Origin of the sequence: Lentzea sp. HUAS12 (assembly GCF_024125735.1) — a bacterium.
GTDB classification, from domain to species: Bacteria; Actinomycetota; Actinomycetes; order Mycobacteriales; family Pseudonocardiaceae; genus Lentzea; species Lentzea albida.
Map to the genome: position 1 here is coordinate 9,358,387 of NZ_CP099738.1, position 14,131 is coordinate 9,372,517.

9 protein-coding genes and 1 riboswitch are annotated in these 14,131 nt (G+C 71.9%); of the genes, 3 read left to right on the forward strand and 6 right to left on the reverse strand.

Annotated features, from left to right (window positions below):
• The first annotated feature begins 170 nt into the window (after positions 1-170).
• Positions 171-677 carry a hypothetical protein gene (locus ND450_RS44140; protein ID WP_253323876.1) on the forward strand — a complete coding sequence of 169 codons (507 nt, stop codon included), beginning with the start codon at positions 171-173 and terminating at the stop codon, positions 675-677.
• 58 nt (positions 678-735) lie between these two features.
• Here ND450_RS44140 and ND450_RS44145 read toward each other — a convergent pair whose 3' ends face one another.
• Genes ND450_RS44145 through ND450_RS44155 form a run of 3 tightly spaced genes read right to left on the reverse strand, consistent with a single transcriptional unit; the run spans position 736 to position 3,796 of the window.
• Positions 736-2,184 (reverse strand): precorrin-2 C(20)-methyltransferase, encoded by a 1,449-nt coding sequence (locus tag ND450_RS44145; RefSeq protein WP_253323877.1) that lies wholly within the window; start codon positions 2,182-2,184, stop codon positions 736-738.
• The gene (locus ND450_RS44150) at positions 2,184-2,804 is read right to left on the reverse strand and encodes a precorrin-8X methylmutase (protein WP_253323878.1); all 621 of its coding nucleotides are present in this window, start codon (positions 2,802-2,804) and stop codon (positions 2,184-2,186) included. The genes ND450_RS44145 and ND450_RS44150 overlap by 1 nt, the downstream gene beginning before the upstream one ends.
• Positions 2,801-3,796, reverse strand: a complete 996-nt coding sequence (locus ND450_RS44155; protein WP_253323879.1) for a hypothetical protein — start codon at positions 3,794-3,796, stop codon at positions 2,801-2,803. The genes ND450_RS44150 and ND450_RS44155 overlap by 4 nt, the downstream gene beginning before the upstream one ends.
• An 8-nt stretch (positions 3,797-3,804) precedes the next feature.
• A riboswitch (cobalamin riboswitch) is annotated at positions 3,805-3,938 on the forward strand.
• Between the two features lie 34 nt (positions 3,939-3,972).
• On the opposite strand from ND450_RS44155, the gene cobN reads away from it, so the two are divergent.
• A complete protein-coding gene (gene cobN, locus ND450_RS44160; RefSeq protein WP_253323880.1) occupies positions 3,973-7,539 on the forward strand; it encodes a cobaltochelatase subunit CobN in 3,567 nt (1,188 codons plus the stop codon).
• Between the two features lie 52 nt (positions 7,540-7,591).
• Here the strand turns inward: cobN and ND450_RS44165 are convergent, their stop codons facing one another.
• Together ND450_RS44165 and ND450_RS44170 are read right to left on the reverse strand one after the other, a co-directional pair.
• Positions 7,592-8,107 (reverse strand): EF-hand domain-containing protein, encoded by a 516-nt coding sequence (locus ND450_RS44165; protein WP_253323881.1) that lies wholly within the window; start codon positions 8,105-8,107, stop codon positions 7,592-7,594.
• Positions 8,108-8,325: 218 nt separating this feature from the next.
• Complete coding sequence (locus ND450_RS44170) at positions 8,326-10,878, reverse strand: AAA family ATPase (RefSeq protein ID WP_253323882.1); 2,553 nt, start codon at positions 10,876-10,878, stop codon at positions 8,326-8,328.
• A gap of 279 nt (positions 10,879-11,157) precedes the next feature.
• On the opposite strand from ND450_RS44170, the gene ND450_RS44175 reads away from it, so the two are divergent.
• Positions 11,158-13,764 carry a LuxR C-terminal-related transcriptional regulator gene (locus tag ND450_RS44175; protein ID WP_253323883.1) on the forward strand — a complete coding sequence of 869 codons (2,607 nt, stop codon included), beginning with the start codon at positions 11,158-11,160 and terminating at the stop codon, positions 13,762-13,764.
• Here ND450_RS44175 and ND450_RS44180 read toward each other — a convergent pair.
• Positions 13,718-14,113 (reverse strand): lipopolysaccharide assembly LapA domain-containing protein, encoded by a 396-nt coding sequence (locus ND450_RS44180; protein WP_371927598.1) that lies wholly within the window; start codon positions 14,111-14,113, stop codon positions 13,718-13,720. The genes ND450_RS44175 and ND450_RS44180 overlap by 47 nt on opposite strands.
• Between the last annotated feature and the right edge of the window lie 18 nt (positions 14,114-14,131).

Consider the following 14,131-nt stretch of genomic DNA (forward strand, 5'->3'; position numbering starts at 1 on the left):
GCTCCCCCTCCGATCGCGGCACGGCGATGTGCGAATTCCTGCTTATTCCCGGAGGCACCCAGGGCGGCACCACTGAACAGCCGATTCGCAGAACGTTGTGTGGCCGCACGAAACCGGGCGTCCACGCTGGCCTGCGTCCCGATCCACATGACGAACGCAAGGAGAAGCGCATGTTGGGTGGATTCAGGCGGATCGCCTGCTTCCTGTCCGTCCTGCTGCTGAGTGCCGGTGCGGCCGGCACCGCGTCAGCCGCGACAGCGGTGCCGGCCGCACCGCGGGTCGTGTTCAGCGGGCCCGTCATCGGGCTGTCCGCCCAGGGGGACGTGTCCGCGGCCGCGATCCGCTGCGAGGTCGGCGTCGGCAACGACGTCACCCTCTACGACGGTCAGCTCCACGTCACGTGGGCCATCGCCTGCCGGGACACCGCGACCAACCAGTTGTCGCCCCTGGTCAAGGACATCAGCATGATCATCGGCATCCGCAAGGGCACCAGCATCATCCCGCCGACCAGCCCGCTGTGCACAACGCCCGGCCCGTCCGCGACGTGCTCCCACCACGTGCTCTACGACGGGTTCACGGGCAGGACCGACAGCGTGATGGCGGCCCAGGTGACGTGGACGGACGGTTATCAGCCGCTCACGGGGTCGTTCCGCTCCGGCGGACGCATCATCACCTGAACCCGGCCCTCCGCACCCTCCGCGCCGGCCGTTGCCGGCGCGGAGGGTGCGGACGTGGTCAGGACGGGTAGCGGCGCGGCGTGAACACCACGCCCGCGTCCGTGACGACGGTCTGCGACGAACCGATGATCAGCAGGCAACGCATGTCGATCGTGTCGGGGGCGAGGGTGCCGAGCGTGAGCACACGGATCTCCTCCTCGGGGCCGCCGACGTCGCGTCCCACGACCACCGGAGTTTCCGGTTCGCGGTGCCGCAACAGAAGGTCTCGCATGTCCGCGACCTGGTGCGTGCGAGCCTTGGAGGCCGGGTTGTAGATCGCGACGACCAGGTCGGCCTTGGCGGTGGCCTCGAGGCGTTCGGCGATGACGTCCCACGGCTTGAGCCGGTCGCTCAAGGAGATCACCGCGTAGTCGTGCCCGAGCGGCGCGCCCGCCTTGGCCGCCACGGCGTTCGCGGCCGTCACACCGGGGATGACGCGCACCGGCACGTCCTGGGTCTCCGCCGCGACCTCCAGCACCGCGGTGGCCATGGCGAACACGCCGGGATCGCCCGACGACACGACCGCGACCCGCGAGCCCTTGCGCGCCAGGTCCAGCGCGAAGGCAGCGCGTTCGGACTCGACCTGGTTGTGCGAGGAGTGCCGCTGCTGGCCGGGACGTTCCGGCACGCGGTCGAGATAGGTGCTGTAGCCGACCAGTTCGTCGGCGGCTTCGAGCTCTTGGCGGGCCTCCGGGGTGAGCCACGCGCGGGTACCGGGGCCGAGGCCGACGACCACGACCTCGCCCTTCGGCTTGGCGGGCTTGGACCGGCTCGGCAGCAGCGCGATCGAGAAGTACGGGACGGACTCGGGGTCGACGTCGGCCAGCGGCGACATCTTCTGCCGCGTGGTGGTGGCGCGCTCCACGTACCACGCGCCGTCGAGCCTGCCGGAAGCTTCGAGCGCCTCGCGGACGTTGCCGAAGGTGCGGCCCAGCTTGAGGATCGCGGCGCAGTCGGTGTCGGCGAGCCGGGACGCGAGCTCGTCGGGCGGCAGCGTTCCGGGCAGGATCGTGAGCACCTCGTCGCGTTCCACGAGCGGGGTGCCGAGGACGGCGCTCGCCCCGCTCACGGACGTGACGCCGGGGACGACCTCCCACTCATAGCGGTCTTTGAGGCGCTTGTGCATGTGCATGTACGAGCCGTAGAAGAACGGGTCGCCCGCCGCGAGCACGACGACGTCACGCCCGGCGTCGAGGTGCGCGGCCAGCGTGGCGGCGGCCTCCTCGTAGAACGCGTCGATCTCGCCCTGGTAGTCGTCCGTGTCCTCGGTGGTGACCGGGTAGACGAGCTGTTCCATGATCTGGCCGTCGCGGAAGTACGGCGCCGCAACGGTCTTCGCGTTGCTGCGGCCGTGGCGGGCGCTGTGGAACGCGATCACGTCGGCGTCGTGGATGAGCCGTGCGGCCTTCACCGTCACGAGTTCCGGGTCGCCGGGACCCACGCCGACGCCGTAGAGCTTGCCCGTCATCACTCTTCCTCGCTCGCGATCGCGTTGATGGCCGCCGCCGTCATGGCACTGCCGCCGCGCCGGCCGCGCACCACGAGGTGCTCCAGATCCGTTGCGGCCAAAGCTTCCTTGGACTCCGCCGCCCCGATGAACCCGACCGGGATGCCCAGAACCGCCGCCGGCTTCGGGGCTCCCGCGGCGATCAGGTCGAGGAGGTGGAACAGCGCGGTGGGGGCGTTGCCGATCGCGATCACCGCGCCGTCAAAGCGGTCCGCGAGCAGTTCGAGGGCGGCGGCGCTGCGCGTGTTGCCGATCTCCTGCGCTCGTAAGGGTGTGCGCGGATCCTGGAGGTAGCAAAGGACTTCGTTGTCCTTCGGCAGCCGGCGGCGGGTCACGCCGGACGCGACCATGTTGGCGTCGCACAGGATCGGCGCGCCGTCGTGCAACGCCTCCCTGGCGTCACGCACGACGTTCGCGGAGAACGCGACGTCGTCGGGCAGGTCGGTCATACCGCACGCGTGGATCATGCGGACGACGACCTTCGCGACGTCTGCCGGGAACCTGGTGAGGTCCGACTCCGCGCGAATGGTGGCGAAGGACTGGCGGTAGATCTCCGCCCCGTCCTTGATGTACTGCGTCACCTGATCTCCTCGTAGCCGTCGCCGGTCGCGACGAACTCGATCACATCACCGGCGGGACGACCGCAGCGGCGGGCACAGCCCGACCAGTGAACGGGCCGGTCGTGCGGGGTTCCGAGCCACGCGCGGGCGTCGGCCCGCACGTCGGAGAGCGACTTCGCGCAGCCGGGGCGGCCGGTGCAGGCGCTCACACCGTGCCAGGGGGAGCCGGGGTCCGTGATCAGGCCGGAGGTGTCGGTGCCGGCGGGCACGACCAGGCCGCGCCACGGCGTCAGGCGGAGGGCGACGCCCGGAAGCTGGTGCGCGTCGAGGCGGCCTAGTGGAACGCCCGGGGTCAACGGTGAAGGTGCGACAGGAGTCACAGCAGGGGTGATGCGCGGGGCGTCCGTCGTGCCGAAGTGAGCGGTGATCTTTCGCACACCGTCGTCCACTTCGGACAGGCGCCAGGCCGGGCCGCGCAGCCGCTGGAACAGGCGGGCGGCGGTGAGGACGGCGTCGGCGGGGTCGGTGACGCGCACACCGGTGTCACGACCGGCGAGCAGCAGGGCGAACGTGCCCTCCGGGGCGCTGACCAGGCCGAAGTCGCCGCCCAGCCCGCTCACCGACTCCCCTGCCGTGAGCAGGAAACGGCCTGGCAGGTCCGCCAGTTCCGGGTCCGCGCACAACGCCGCGTCGATCTCGTCGACCAGCCCCTGGTTGTCCTCCAGCGGCGCCGCGATGATGTTGCGCATCCGCTCGTGCGTGGCCGACGGCAGCAGGCCCGCCGCGGCCAGTCGCGCACCCAGCTCCACGCCGTCCCGCAGGCCCCTGATCTGGAGGTTCGCCCGCGAGGTCAGTTCCACTGAACCGTTTCCGAGCTCCAGTGCGGCCACCCGCACGACGTCCCACTGAGCAGCGGAAAGCGTGCCGCCGGGCACCCGGATGCGCGCCAGCCCGCCGTCGGCCGCGGCGTGCAGCTCGACGGCGCCGGGGCAGGCATCCGGGTGACTACGCATAGGTCGGACTGTAACCCGCCGGTTAGGGTGAGCCCGAACGACGAAGCGCAGGAGGAAGCCGGTGTGAATCCGGCGCGGTCCCGCCACTGTGACCAGCACACCGCTGGGAGTCAGGAACTCTGCTTCGCCAGTCACCCGCAACCTGGGGCGAGGACCCCACGAGGGATGGAGCCTGCGTGATCCTGCTGCTGTCGACCTCCGACACCGACCTGCTGTCGGCGCGTGCGAGCGGTGCCGAGTACCGGCTCGGCAACCCGTCGCGCACCACCGTCGACGACCTCCCCGCGCTGGTGGACGGCGTCGACCTGGTCCTCGTGCGCATCCTCGGCGGCCGCCGGATGTGGGAGGAAGGGCTCGACTGGCTCCTCGCGAGCGGGCTGCCGGTGGTCGTGCTCGGGGGCGAGATGCAGCCCGACGCGGCGCTCATGGAGCTGTCGACGGTCGCCGGTGGCGTGTGCGCCGAGGCGCACCTCTACCTCGCGCACGGCGGCCCGGCGAACCTCACCGAGCTGCACAAGTTCCTCTCCGACACCGTGCTGCTGACCGGCCACGGCTTCGCGGCACCGGCCGCCACGCCCACGTGGGGGGTGCTGGAGCGGGAGAGCACGCCGGAGACCGGTCCCACGGTCGCCGTGCTCTACTACCGCGCGCACCACGTCGCCGGGAACACCGCGTTCATCCACGCCCTGTGCGACGCGATCGAGGCCAAGGGCGGCAAGCCGCTGCCGGTCTACTGCTCCTCGCTGCGCACCGCCGAACCCGAGCTGCTCGACACCCTCCGGCAGGCCGACGCGCTGGTCGTCACGGTGCTCGCCGCCGGGGGCACGAACCCCGCCAAGGCGTCCGCCGGTGGTGACGACGACGCGTGGGACGTCGGGGCGCTGGCCGCGCTCGACGTACCGATCCTGCAGGGGTTGTGCCTCACGTCGAGCCGCGACACGTGGGATTCCAACGACGACGGACTGTCTCCTTTGGACACCGCGACCCAGGTCGCGATCCCGGAGTTCGACGGCCGGATCATCACGGTCCCGTTCTCGTTCAAGGAGATCGACGAAGACGGTCTCACCGTCTACGTCGCCGACCCCGAACGGGCGCTGCGCGTCGCGGGCATCGCCGTGCGGCACGGCCGGTTGCGCCACATCCCGGTCGCCGAGCGCAAGGTCGTCGTGATGCTGTCGGCGTACCCGACGAAGCACTCGCGCATCGGCAACGCGGTCGGGCTCGACACGCCCGCGTCGACCGTGCGGCTGCTCAAGGCCATGAAGGAGCACGGGTACGACATCGGCGACGAGCTGCCGGGCGTCGACGAGCTCGACGGCGACAAGCTGATCCACGCGCTGATCGCCGCCGGTGGCCAGGACGCCGACTGGCTCACGCAGGAGCAGTTCGAGAGCAACCCGATCCGCATCGCCGCGGCCGACTACCGCGAGTTCCACGAGACGCTGCCGGAGGACTTCCGCGAGTCGATGCGCGAGCACTGGGGCGAGGCGCCCGGCTCGTTGTTCGTCGACTTCTCCAAGTCCGAGGACGGCGAGATCGTGCTGGCCGCGCTGCGGTCCGGCAACGTCGCGGTGATCGTCCAGCCGCCGCGCGGGTTCGGCGAGAACCCGATCGCGATCTACCACGACCCGGACCTGCCGCCGTCGCACCACTACCTCGCCGCCTACCGGTGGATCGAGTCGAACTTCGGCGCGGACGCGGTGGTGCACGTCGGCAAGCACGGCAACCTGGAGTGGTTGCCGGGCAAGACCGTCGGCATGTCGGCGTCCTGTGGCACGGACGCGGCGCTCGGCGACCTGCCGCTGATCTACCCGTTCCTCGTCAACGACCCCGGTGAGGGCACGCAGGCCAAGCGCCGTGCGCACGCCACGCTGGTCGACCACCTCGTGCCGCCGATGGCCCGCGCCGACAGCTACGGCGACATCGCGCGCCTGGAGCAGCTGCTCGACGAGTACGGGAACATCTCCGCGATGGACCCGGCGAAGGTGCCGGCGATCCGCGCGCAGATCTGGACGCTGATCAAGGCCGCGAAGCTCGACCACGACCTGGGGCTCGACGACCGGCCGCACGACGCGGAGTTCGACGAGTTCATCCTGCACGTCGACGGCTGGCTGTGCGAGGTCAAGGACGTCCAGATCCGCGACGGCCTGCACGTCCTCGGCGAGGCGCCCACCGGTTCCGTTCGCGTGAACCTCGTGCTCGCGATGTTGCAGGCGCGGCAGATGTGGGGCGGTCAGGTCGCCGCGCTGCCAGGTCTGCGTGAGGCACTCGGGCTCACGAGCACCGCACGGGAAGACGTGGACGCGATCGAGGAAGAGGCCCGCGCGCTCGTCCAGGCGATGGAGGACGCGGGCTGGGACCGTTCCGCCGCAGCGGGTCTGCACCCCTCGGCGGACGTGCAGAAGATCCTGGAGTTCGCGGCCGTCGAGGTCGTCCCGAGGCTCGCGCGCACCACGGACGAGATGACGAACGTCCTGCACGCGCTGGACGGCGGCTACATCCCGGCCGGCCCGTCGGGTTCTCCGTTGCGCGGCCTGGTGAACGTGCTGCCGACCGGCCGCAACTTCTACTCGGTCGACCCGAAGGCCATCCCGTCGCGGCTCGCGTGGGAGACCGGCCAGGCGATGGCCGACTCGCTGCTGGAGCGCTACCGGTCCGAGAACGACGGCGAATGGCCGCCCTCGGTCGGCCTGTCGGTCTGGGGCACGTCCGCGATGCGCACCGCCGGCGACGACATCGCCGAGGTCTTCGCACTGCTCGGCGTCCGGCCCGTGTGGGACGACCAGTCCCGCCGCGTCACCGGGCTGGAAGTCGTGTCCCCGGAGGAGCTGCAGCGCCCGCGCATCGACGTCACGGTCCGCATCTCCGGCTTCTTCCGCGACGCCTTCCCGCACGTCGTGTCCATGTTGGACGACGCCGTGCAGCTGGTGGCCGCGCTCGACGAGCCCGCGGAGCAGAACTTCGTGCGCGCACACATGCTGCGGGATCTGGAAGAACACGGCGACCAGCGCCGGGCGACGTTGCGCGTCTTCGGGTCCAAGCCGGGCGCGTACGGCGCGGGCGTGCTGCCGCTGATCGACAGCCGCAACTGGCGCGACTCCTCCGACATCGCCGAGGTGTACGCGGTGTGGGGCGGCTACGCCTACGGCCGCGGTGTCGACGGTGTCGAGGCACGCGCGGACATGGAGTCGGCGTACCGGCGGATCGCGGTGGCGGCCAAGAACATCGACACCCGCGAGCACGACATCGCCGACTCCGACGACTACTTCCAGTACCACGGCGGCATGGTCACGATGGTGAAGGCGTTGACGGGCAAGGCGCCCGCCGCGTACGTCGGGGACAGCACGCGCCCGGAGGCCGTGCGCACCCGCACCCTGACCGAGGAGACGTCGCGGATCTTCCGCGCCCGCGTGGTGAACCCGCGCTGGATCGGCGCGATGCGCAACCACGGCTACAAGGGCGCGTTCGAGCTGCAGGCGACGGTCGAGTACCTGTTCGGCTACGACGCCACGACCGGTGTCGTCGCGGACTGGATGTACGAGAAGCTGACCGAGAGCTACGTGCTCGACCCGGAGACGCGGAAGTTCCTGCAGACGTCGAACCCGTGGGCGCTGCACGGCATCGCGGAGCGGCTGCTCGAAGCGGCCGAGCGCAAGATGTGGGAGCACCCGGAGGAGTCCACTCTGGACGCGCTGCGGTCGGCCTACCTGGAGACCGAGGGCGAGCTGGAGGACGGCGCCTGACCGAGTCCGGCGACGGGTCGAGGCGGGCGTCGTGCCTCGACCCTCCCGGAGCTCAGGCGGTCCGGACCGGTCCGAACACGTAGGAACCGGCGGCGTCCGGGTCGTCACCGGCCCAGAACTCGGCCCACAGCGTCGTGAACTCGTTGCGCGACAACCTGCCGTCGCCGTCGAGGTCGAGGACGGTGAAGTCGGTGCGGCCCTCGCGGCCGAGCCAGGCCTCGATCATCACCCGGTACTCGTCCTCGGAGACGTAGTCGTCCCCGTCGGAGTCCACGGCGCCGAACATCGCGTCGGCCGTCCCGAGCACCGGCTCGATGTTGCCGGGCAACACGTCCACGACGTTCAGCACGTCGTCCAGCGTCACCCTCTCGGCTCCGCCCGCGGCCAGCCGCAGGGTGTTCCACCAGCCCAGCATCACGGTGGACAGCAGCTCCTCGTCGCTGCCGCGCAGCGACGCCCACCGCTCGGCGAGCAGGCGGAAGTCCTCCTCCGTCAGATATCCGTCGCCGGTGACGTCCATCGCGCCGAACACCAGGTCCACCTTGCTGCGCTGAAATTCGCTCGCCATGGGCAGGACGATAGGCCGGACGACCTAATCGGATAATCGGCCGAACGGGTCCCAACTAGTGCCGTTGGTATGAAACCTCGCTAGCCATTTCGCGTTCAGACGGACGCATCGTGGTGCCGCCCCCACGTCCTCGTACTGGTTGTACGGGGGCGTGGGGGCGGTGCCGCGAGGCGTCCTGCTGAGCGTGAAATTGCCTGCCAGGGGTCATACCAACGGCACTAGTCCACGAACAGAGCATCCGCCAGGTGCAAACGGCCGCCTACGCCGAGCTTCCGGTAGATGCTGGACAGCACGCCCTCCACGTCGGAGGCGGGCATGAGCAGCGTCGACGCGATCTCGTCATCCGAACGGCCGCGTGCCGCCAGTTCCGCCACCTGGTGCTCCACCGGGGTGAGCGCGGTCGGGCCCGTCTGCCGCATCCGCCGAGGTCCGGCGCTCGTCGCCACCAGTTCGGAGTAGGCACGCGCGGCCATCGCCGACGACCCGCACTTCTGCGCGAGGTCCACCGCGTCGCGCAGGCACGTGCGGGCGAAGGCCTTGTCGTCCTGGCGGCGTGCCACCACGCCGAGGTCGACCAACGCGCGCGCCAGTTCCAGGCGGGCGGGGGAGCCGCGCAGCACGCGCACGGCCTCCTCCAGCACCGTTCGCCCGGCCGCGCCCGCCGTCACGCGGCCCTCCGCGCGCAGCGCCATGCCCAACGCCCTCGGCGCGCCCCAGACGCGGGCCAGTTCGACCTCCTCCCTGGCGATCGCGCGGGCCCGTTCGCCGTCGCCCAGTGCCGCGTACGCCACGGCCGCGCCCGAACGCCACGCGAGCGGTGCCGGGTTGCGGTACGGCCACGCGGCGCAGTGCCGGCCGGCGGCCAGGAACGCTTCCAGGGCCTCGTGGTCGTCGCCCCGCGCGGTCAGCAGCCGTCCGCGCACGGTCAGCACGCCGCCGAACGACCAGGTGCGCCGCGCCTCGTCCGTCGAGGCCTCGGCGATCACCTCGGCGGCCTCGTCCAGGCGTCCCTCCTCCAGCAGGATGTCGCCGAGCAGCGTCGCGTGCCACGTCGAGACCGCGTGCCAGCGGCGGTCCTGCCTCAGGTGGTCGGCGGCCACGGCCAGGTCGGCGTGCGCGGAGGTGAGATCTCCCTTGCGGCGCTGGACGTTCGCGCGCATCACGTTCGTCAGCGCCCGCAACGCCGGGGCCTGCGCGCGGTCCACCTCGTCGAGCACGGCGAGCGCCTCGTCCAGGTTGTCGGCCAGGTTCAGGACCATCGCGGACGTCAGCGACGACAGGACGTCCGACGTGGACACCCGCGCCACGGCCTCCGTGCAGCTGATGTCGCCCACCATCACGTGGTGCAGCACCCCGGCGGGCGTGTCGAGCGAGACCGACGACGGCACGGCCTCGTGCCACGCGAGCCCGTGCACGGCGAGATGTGCCTGCGCCTGCGGGGAATCGCCCAGCACCGACCGGATCTCGGCCGGGGTGCCATCGGCGTGCAGGGCGTACGACAGCGCCACGGCCGACTCCACGTCGTCCACATCGGACTGGAAGGCCTCGCGCAACCGGGCCGTCGCGCCGGGCAGGTTGCCGACCAGCTCGGCGATGCCCAGCATCCGCAACGCCCGCGACGGGTTCGCCACCGGTTCCCGCAGCGCCCGCCACAGCAGCCGGGCGGCACCGGCCGTGTCGCCGCGGGTCACCGCCTCCTGCGCGGCCCGGTCGAGCACCTCGCCCGCCCACGGCTCCAGGCCCGGCGAGGTCTCCAGCAGGTGGTCGGCGACGACCCGGTCCGCGGCGCCGTGCGCGCGCAGCGACCGCGCTGCCCGGAAGTGCAACGCGGCCCGCGCCGGAGCGGACATGTCGTCGAGCACCGCGGGTCCGGCCACGCCGAGCAGTTCGACGGTCCGGACCGCCTCGGCGAGCTCGACCGGGCTCAGCCGGGTCAGGTCGGCCAGCACGCCCGGATGGGGCGACGGCCCCAGCGCGGCCAGGCAGTGCGCCGTCGTCACGACCGCAACGGGACGGCGGCGCAGCCGGGCGGCCATGATCTCGCCGGCCACCTCCGCGCCGCGCGCGGCCACCCGCCAGGCGGCGCCGGCGGTGGGCGCGACCTCGTCCTCCGCCAGGGCGCGGGCCAGGCGCGTCACGGCGAGCGGGTTGCCGCCGGTCGCGTCGAAGCAGGCCTTCGAGAACTCCGGCGCGGCCTCACCCAGCACCGACGAGACGAGGCGGTGCGTCTCGGGGTAGGTCAGGACGTCCAGCGCGATGCGGTGGCACGCCGTCATGATCTCGCCGTAGGACGGGTCGTCGCACCGCTCGCCCAGGCCGACCGCCAGCACCACGGCGATCGGCTGGCGCCGTACCCGCAGCGCCAGGTACGCGAGCCAGCGCAGTGACGCGGAGTCGGCCCAGTGCGCGTCGTCCACGACGACGAGCAGGTCACCGCGCGCGGCCAGGCCGGCGGCCAGCCGGTAGACGCCGTGCAGCACGGGGAAGTCGGCGGTCGTGGCGGTGAGCTGCAACGCGCTGATCGCCTCGGCGGGCACGAGATCGGTGTCGACCAGGTCGAAGAGCTGGGCGACGATCCCGAACGGCAGGTCGCCCTCCAGCGCGCTGCCGCGGGCCCGCACGACCTGCCCGCCGGCGGCCTCCCAGCGTGCGGCGACGTCGTCCAGCACCGCCGTCTTGCCCGTGCCGGGGGCGCCCTCCACCACCGTGGTCGTGCCCCGCGCCACCTGATCGCTGAATCCGGCGCACCACGCTTTCAGCCGGTTTTCCAAGATCTCTCCACAATCCGCCGCTGAAAGATCAGCAGAATTGATGCTAGGAGAAACAGCTCCACTTGCCCAGGTAAAGCTTCCCGCGCTACGGGCGTCTCAACAGGAGGGGCTGCACGTATGATCCCGCGGGCAACTACTCGAATGGGTAGCGGCAGCCTGGCGGTGGCCTCACTCGCCATCCGAAGGGCCTGGGGGAGGCCGGTCGGGGGGTGGTCACGGTGCGATCACTGTGGTATTGCAGCGCTTGTTCTCCGCCGCCGCGGAGCGAAAGGAAAATGGGTGTCGGGGAATCGGGACGGGGTGTTCCGCGGCCGTGGGGGAGAACGGGAGCTCCTCTGCGGCGTGCTGAACGCGGGCACCGGTGTGGTGCTGGTCGACGGGGCGGCCGGTACCGGCAAGACGCGGCTGCTGGCCGAGATCTCCGCCGTCGCCGCGAGCCGCGGTGTCGAGGTCGTGACCGCGCAGGACGAGCTCGACCTGCCGTTCCTGGTGGCCCGCCTGGCAGAACGCCGTCCGGACGGCCCCGCGCTCGTCGTGCTGGACGATCTCCACCTGGCCGAACCCGGCACCCTGGTCACCCTGCGCGCGCTCCTCTCCGCCGCCGCGCACGAGAAGGTCGTGTGGCTGCTCGCCCGCCGCCGCGAGGGCGCCGACCGGGTGTTCGCCGCCGCCGCACAACGCGGTGCCACCAGGATCGACCTGCGGCCGCTGCCGGACGACGTGGTCGCGGACCTCGTCGCGGACCTCACCGGCGCCGTTCCCGACGACGGCCTGAAAGCGCTTGCTTCCACCGCCCAGGGCAATCCCGCCGCTCTGATCGGCCTCTTCGAAGCCCTGCGGGACGACGACCTCGTGGTGGTGAACGACGGGCGCGCTTCGCTCCGTGACGAACCGGCGCTCGCCACCGGGACGTTGCTGCGCGGCCACGTGAGTGCGTTGAGCGGCAAGGCGAGGCACGTGCTGCAGGTCGCCTCCGTGTTCGGGCCGAGCTTCGAACCCGGTGACGTGGCCGAGATGCTGGCGTCGAGCACCGCGATCCTGTTGCCCGCCCTGGACGAGGTCATCACGGCGGGCGTCGTGACGTCGCTCGACGAGAGGCTGGCGTTCCGCCACGAGTTGCTCTGGCGCCTGGTCGCCGAGTCCGTGCCCCCGCCCGTGCGGCGCGCGCTGCACCGCGAGGCCGGCGAGATGTTGCTGGGACGTGGCGACAGCGCCGTCGTCGCCGCGAAACACCTGCTGCACGGCGCGCAGCGCGGCGACGTCCGGTCGATCGACGGACTCGTGACGGCCGCGAAAGCCGTGCTGTGGAACGCACCCGAGGCCGCCGCCGAACTCGCGGTGCGCGCACTGGAGCTGACCGACCAAGCGTCTGCTTCGCTGGTCCACCGCACGGTGATGGCGGTGCGGGCGCTCACCGCGGCAGGCAGGCTCGACGCCGCGCACTCGCTCGCGCGGGAGGCGTTGTCCCGCCAGGTCCCGCCGGACCCCGCGGCGAAGCTCCGGCACTGCGTGGCCACCACGGCGTTGCTGCGCGCCCGGCACGCCGAGTCGGTGGAGATCTCCGAGGCGTTGCTGCGCGAACCCGACCTGGCGCCGGAACTGGCGCCGTGGGTGGAGATCACCAGGCTGATGGCGATGCTCGGCCACGACCGCGACCGCGCGGAGGAGCTCGCCGAGGCCGTCGTGCACACCCGCCAGGGGGCGCCGGACGACGTGCTGGCCACGGCGCTGGCCGTGCTGGCGGCGATCGCCCGCGACACCGGACGTCCCGGCGCCGCACTGGAACTGGCCCGCGAGGGCGCGCGGTGCGGCACCTCCCACGACCTCAGCGCGTACCCGCAGCTCCTGCTCGCGTCCCTGCTCTCGGGCCTGCGGGAGTTCGCCGACGCCGACGGCGTGGTGCGGCGGGTCCGCAGCGGACCGTCCGCCGTGGTGACCCGGCAGGTCATGACGGCGGTCGTGCAGGCCCGGATCCTGTTGCAGGCGGGACGGATCGAGGAGGCCGCCGCCGAGGCGCGCTCGGCGCTGGCGGTGGCGGAGGAGACCGGTCACCAGACGGTGGTGGCGCCCGCGCTGGCGGTGCTCGCGATGGTCGCGGTCCACACCGGCGACCTGCCGGCCGCGGTCGAGCACGTCGCGCGCTACCGCGACCAGGTCCCCGCCGACGCGATCATCTTCTCGGGCGCCTACTACCGGTGGGCCGAGGTGCTGGTCGCCCACGTCGATTCCGGGCTCGAGAAGGCTCTGCCGCTGCTCACCCCGGAACTGGTGGCGTCGGGGCTCTTCGCCGAGGAACCCCGTGCCGCGGGGTGGTTCGTGCGGCGCGCGCTCGAGGCCGGCGACGAGGGACTGGCCAAAGCCGTGGTGGACCGGGTGGAACGGCTGGCGGAGGAGCACCCCGGGTTCGGCGCGGTGACGGCCGCCGCGGTGCACGCGCGAGGACTGCTCGACTCCGACGCGGCGTTGCTCGACCTGGCCGCGCGGGAGCAGTGCGACCCGTGGGCGCGGGCGAACGCGGCCGAGGACCTCGGTGTGCTGCTCACGGACTCGCAGCGGGCGGAGTCGGTGAAGGCGCTGGAGAACGCGCTCGCGCTCTACCGGGAGATCGGCGCGTCCCGCGACAGCGCACGGGTGCTGGGCCGGCTGCGCAAGCTCGGCCGGCGCCGCCGTGCCGCCCCCGCGCGACCTGCGTCCGGATGGTCCAGTTTGGACGACACCGAACGGGCCATCGCCAACCTGGTCGCGAAGGGGCAGACCAACCGGCAGATCTCGACGCAGCTGTTCATGTCGCCGCACACGGTGAACTTCCACCTGCGCAAGATCTTCCGGAAGCTCGAGATCAGCTCTCGCGTCGAGCTGGTGATGCGGTCGCGGGACGACCAGTGATCCGCTTGGCCTGACGGCGCAGCTGCAGGATGCGGGCCGCGCCGACGACCGCGACCAGCAGCGCGCCGCCGATCGCGCCGAACAGCAGCGCCACACCCAGGGGAAGGCTGAACTGGCCCCACAGGAAGTGGATCGTCGCGGTGTCGCCGTTCTGCAGGATGAAGACCAGCAGGAAGATCAGCACGACGATCGCCACCAGCACGGCGATCCAGGTGCCGCTGATCCGGGTGGGCCGCAGCTTCTTCGGTGCGGCCGCCGGGGCGGGCGGGGAGGGGGGAACGGTCCGCGGAGCGCTCGGGATCGGTTCCGTGACCGGCGTCTTCGGGGTCTCGTCGCTGGAGGTCGCCACGGGAGAATTATCGGCGAC

Excerpts from the sequence above, each read along its gene's own strand:
- ND450_RS44155 (WP_253323879.1), bottom strand. The coding sequence starts at position 3,796 with ATGCGTAGTCACCCGGATGCCTGCCCCGGCGCCGTCGAGCTGCACGCC.
- ND450_RS44140 (WP_253323876.1), top strand. The coding sequence starts at position 171 with ATGTTGGGTGGATTCAGGCGGATCGCCTGCTTCCTGTCCGTCCTGCTG.
- ND450_RS44145 (WP_253323877.1), bottom strand. The coding sequence starts at position 2,184 with ATGACGGGCAAGCTCTACGGCGTCGGCGTGGGTCCCGGCGACCCGGAA.
- ND450_RS44165 (WP_253323881.1), bottom strand. The coding sequence starts at position 8,107 with ATGGCGAGCGAATTTCAGCGCAGCAAGGTGGACCTGGTGTTCGGCGCG.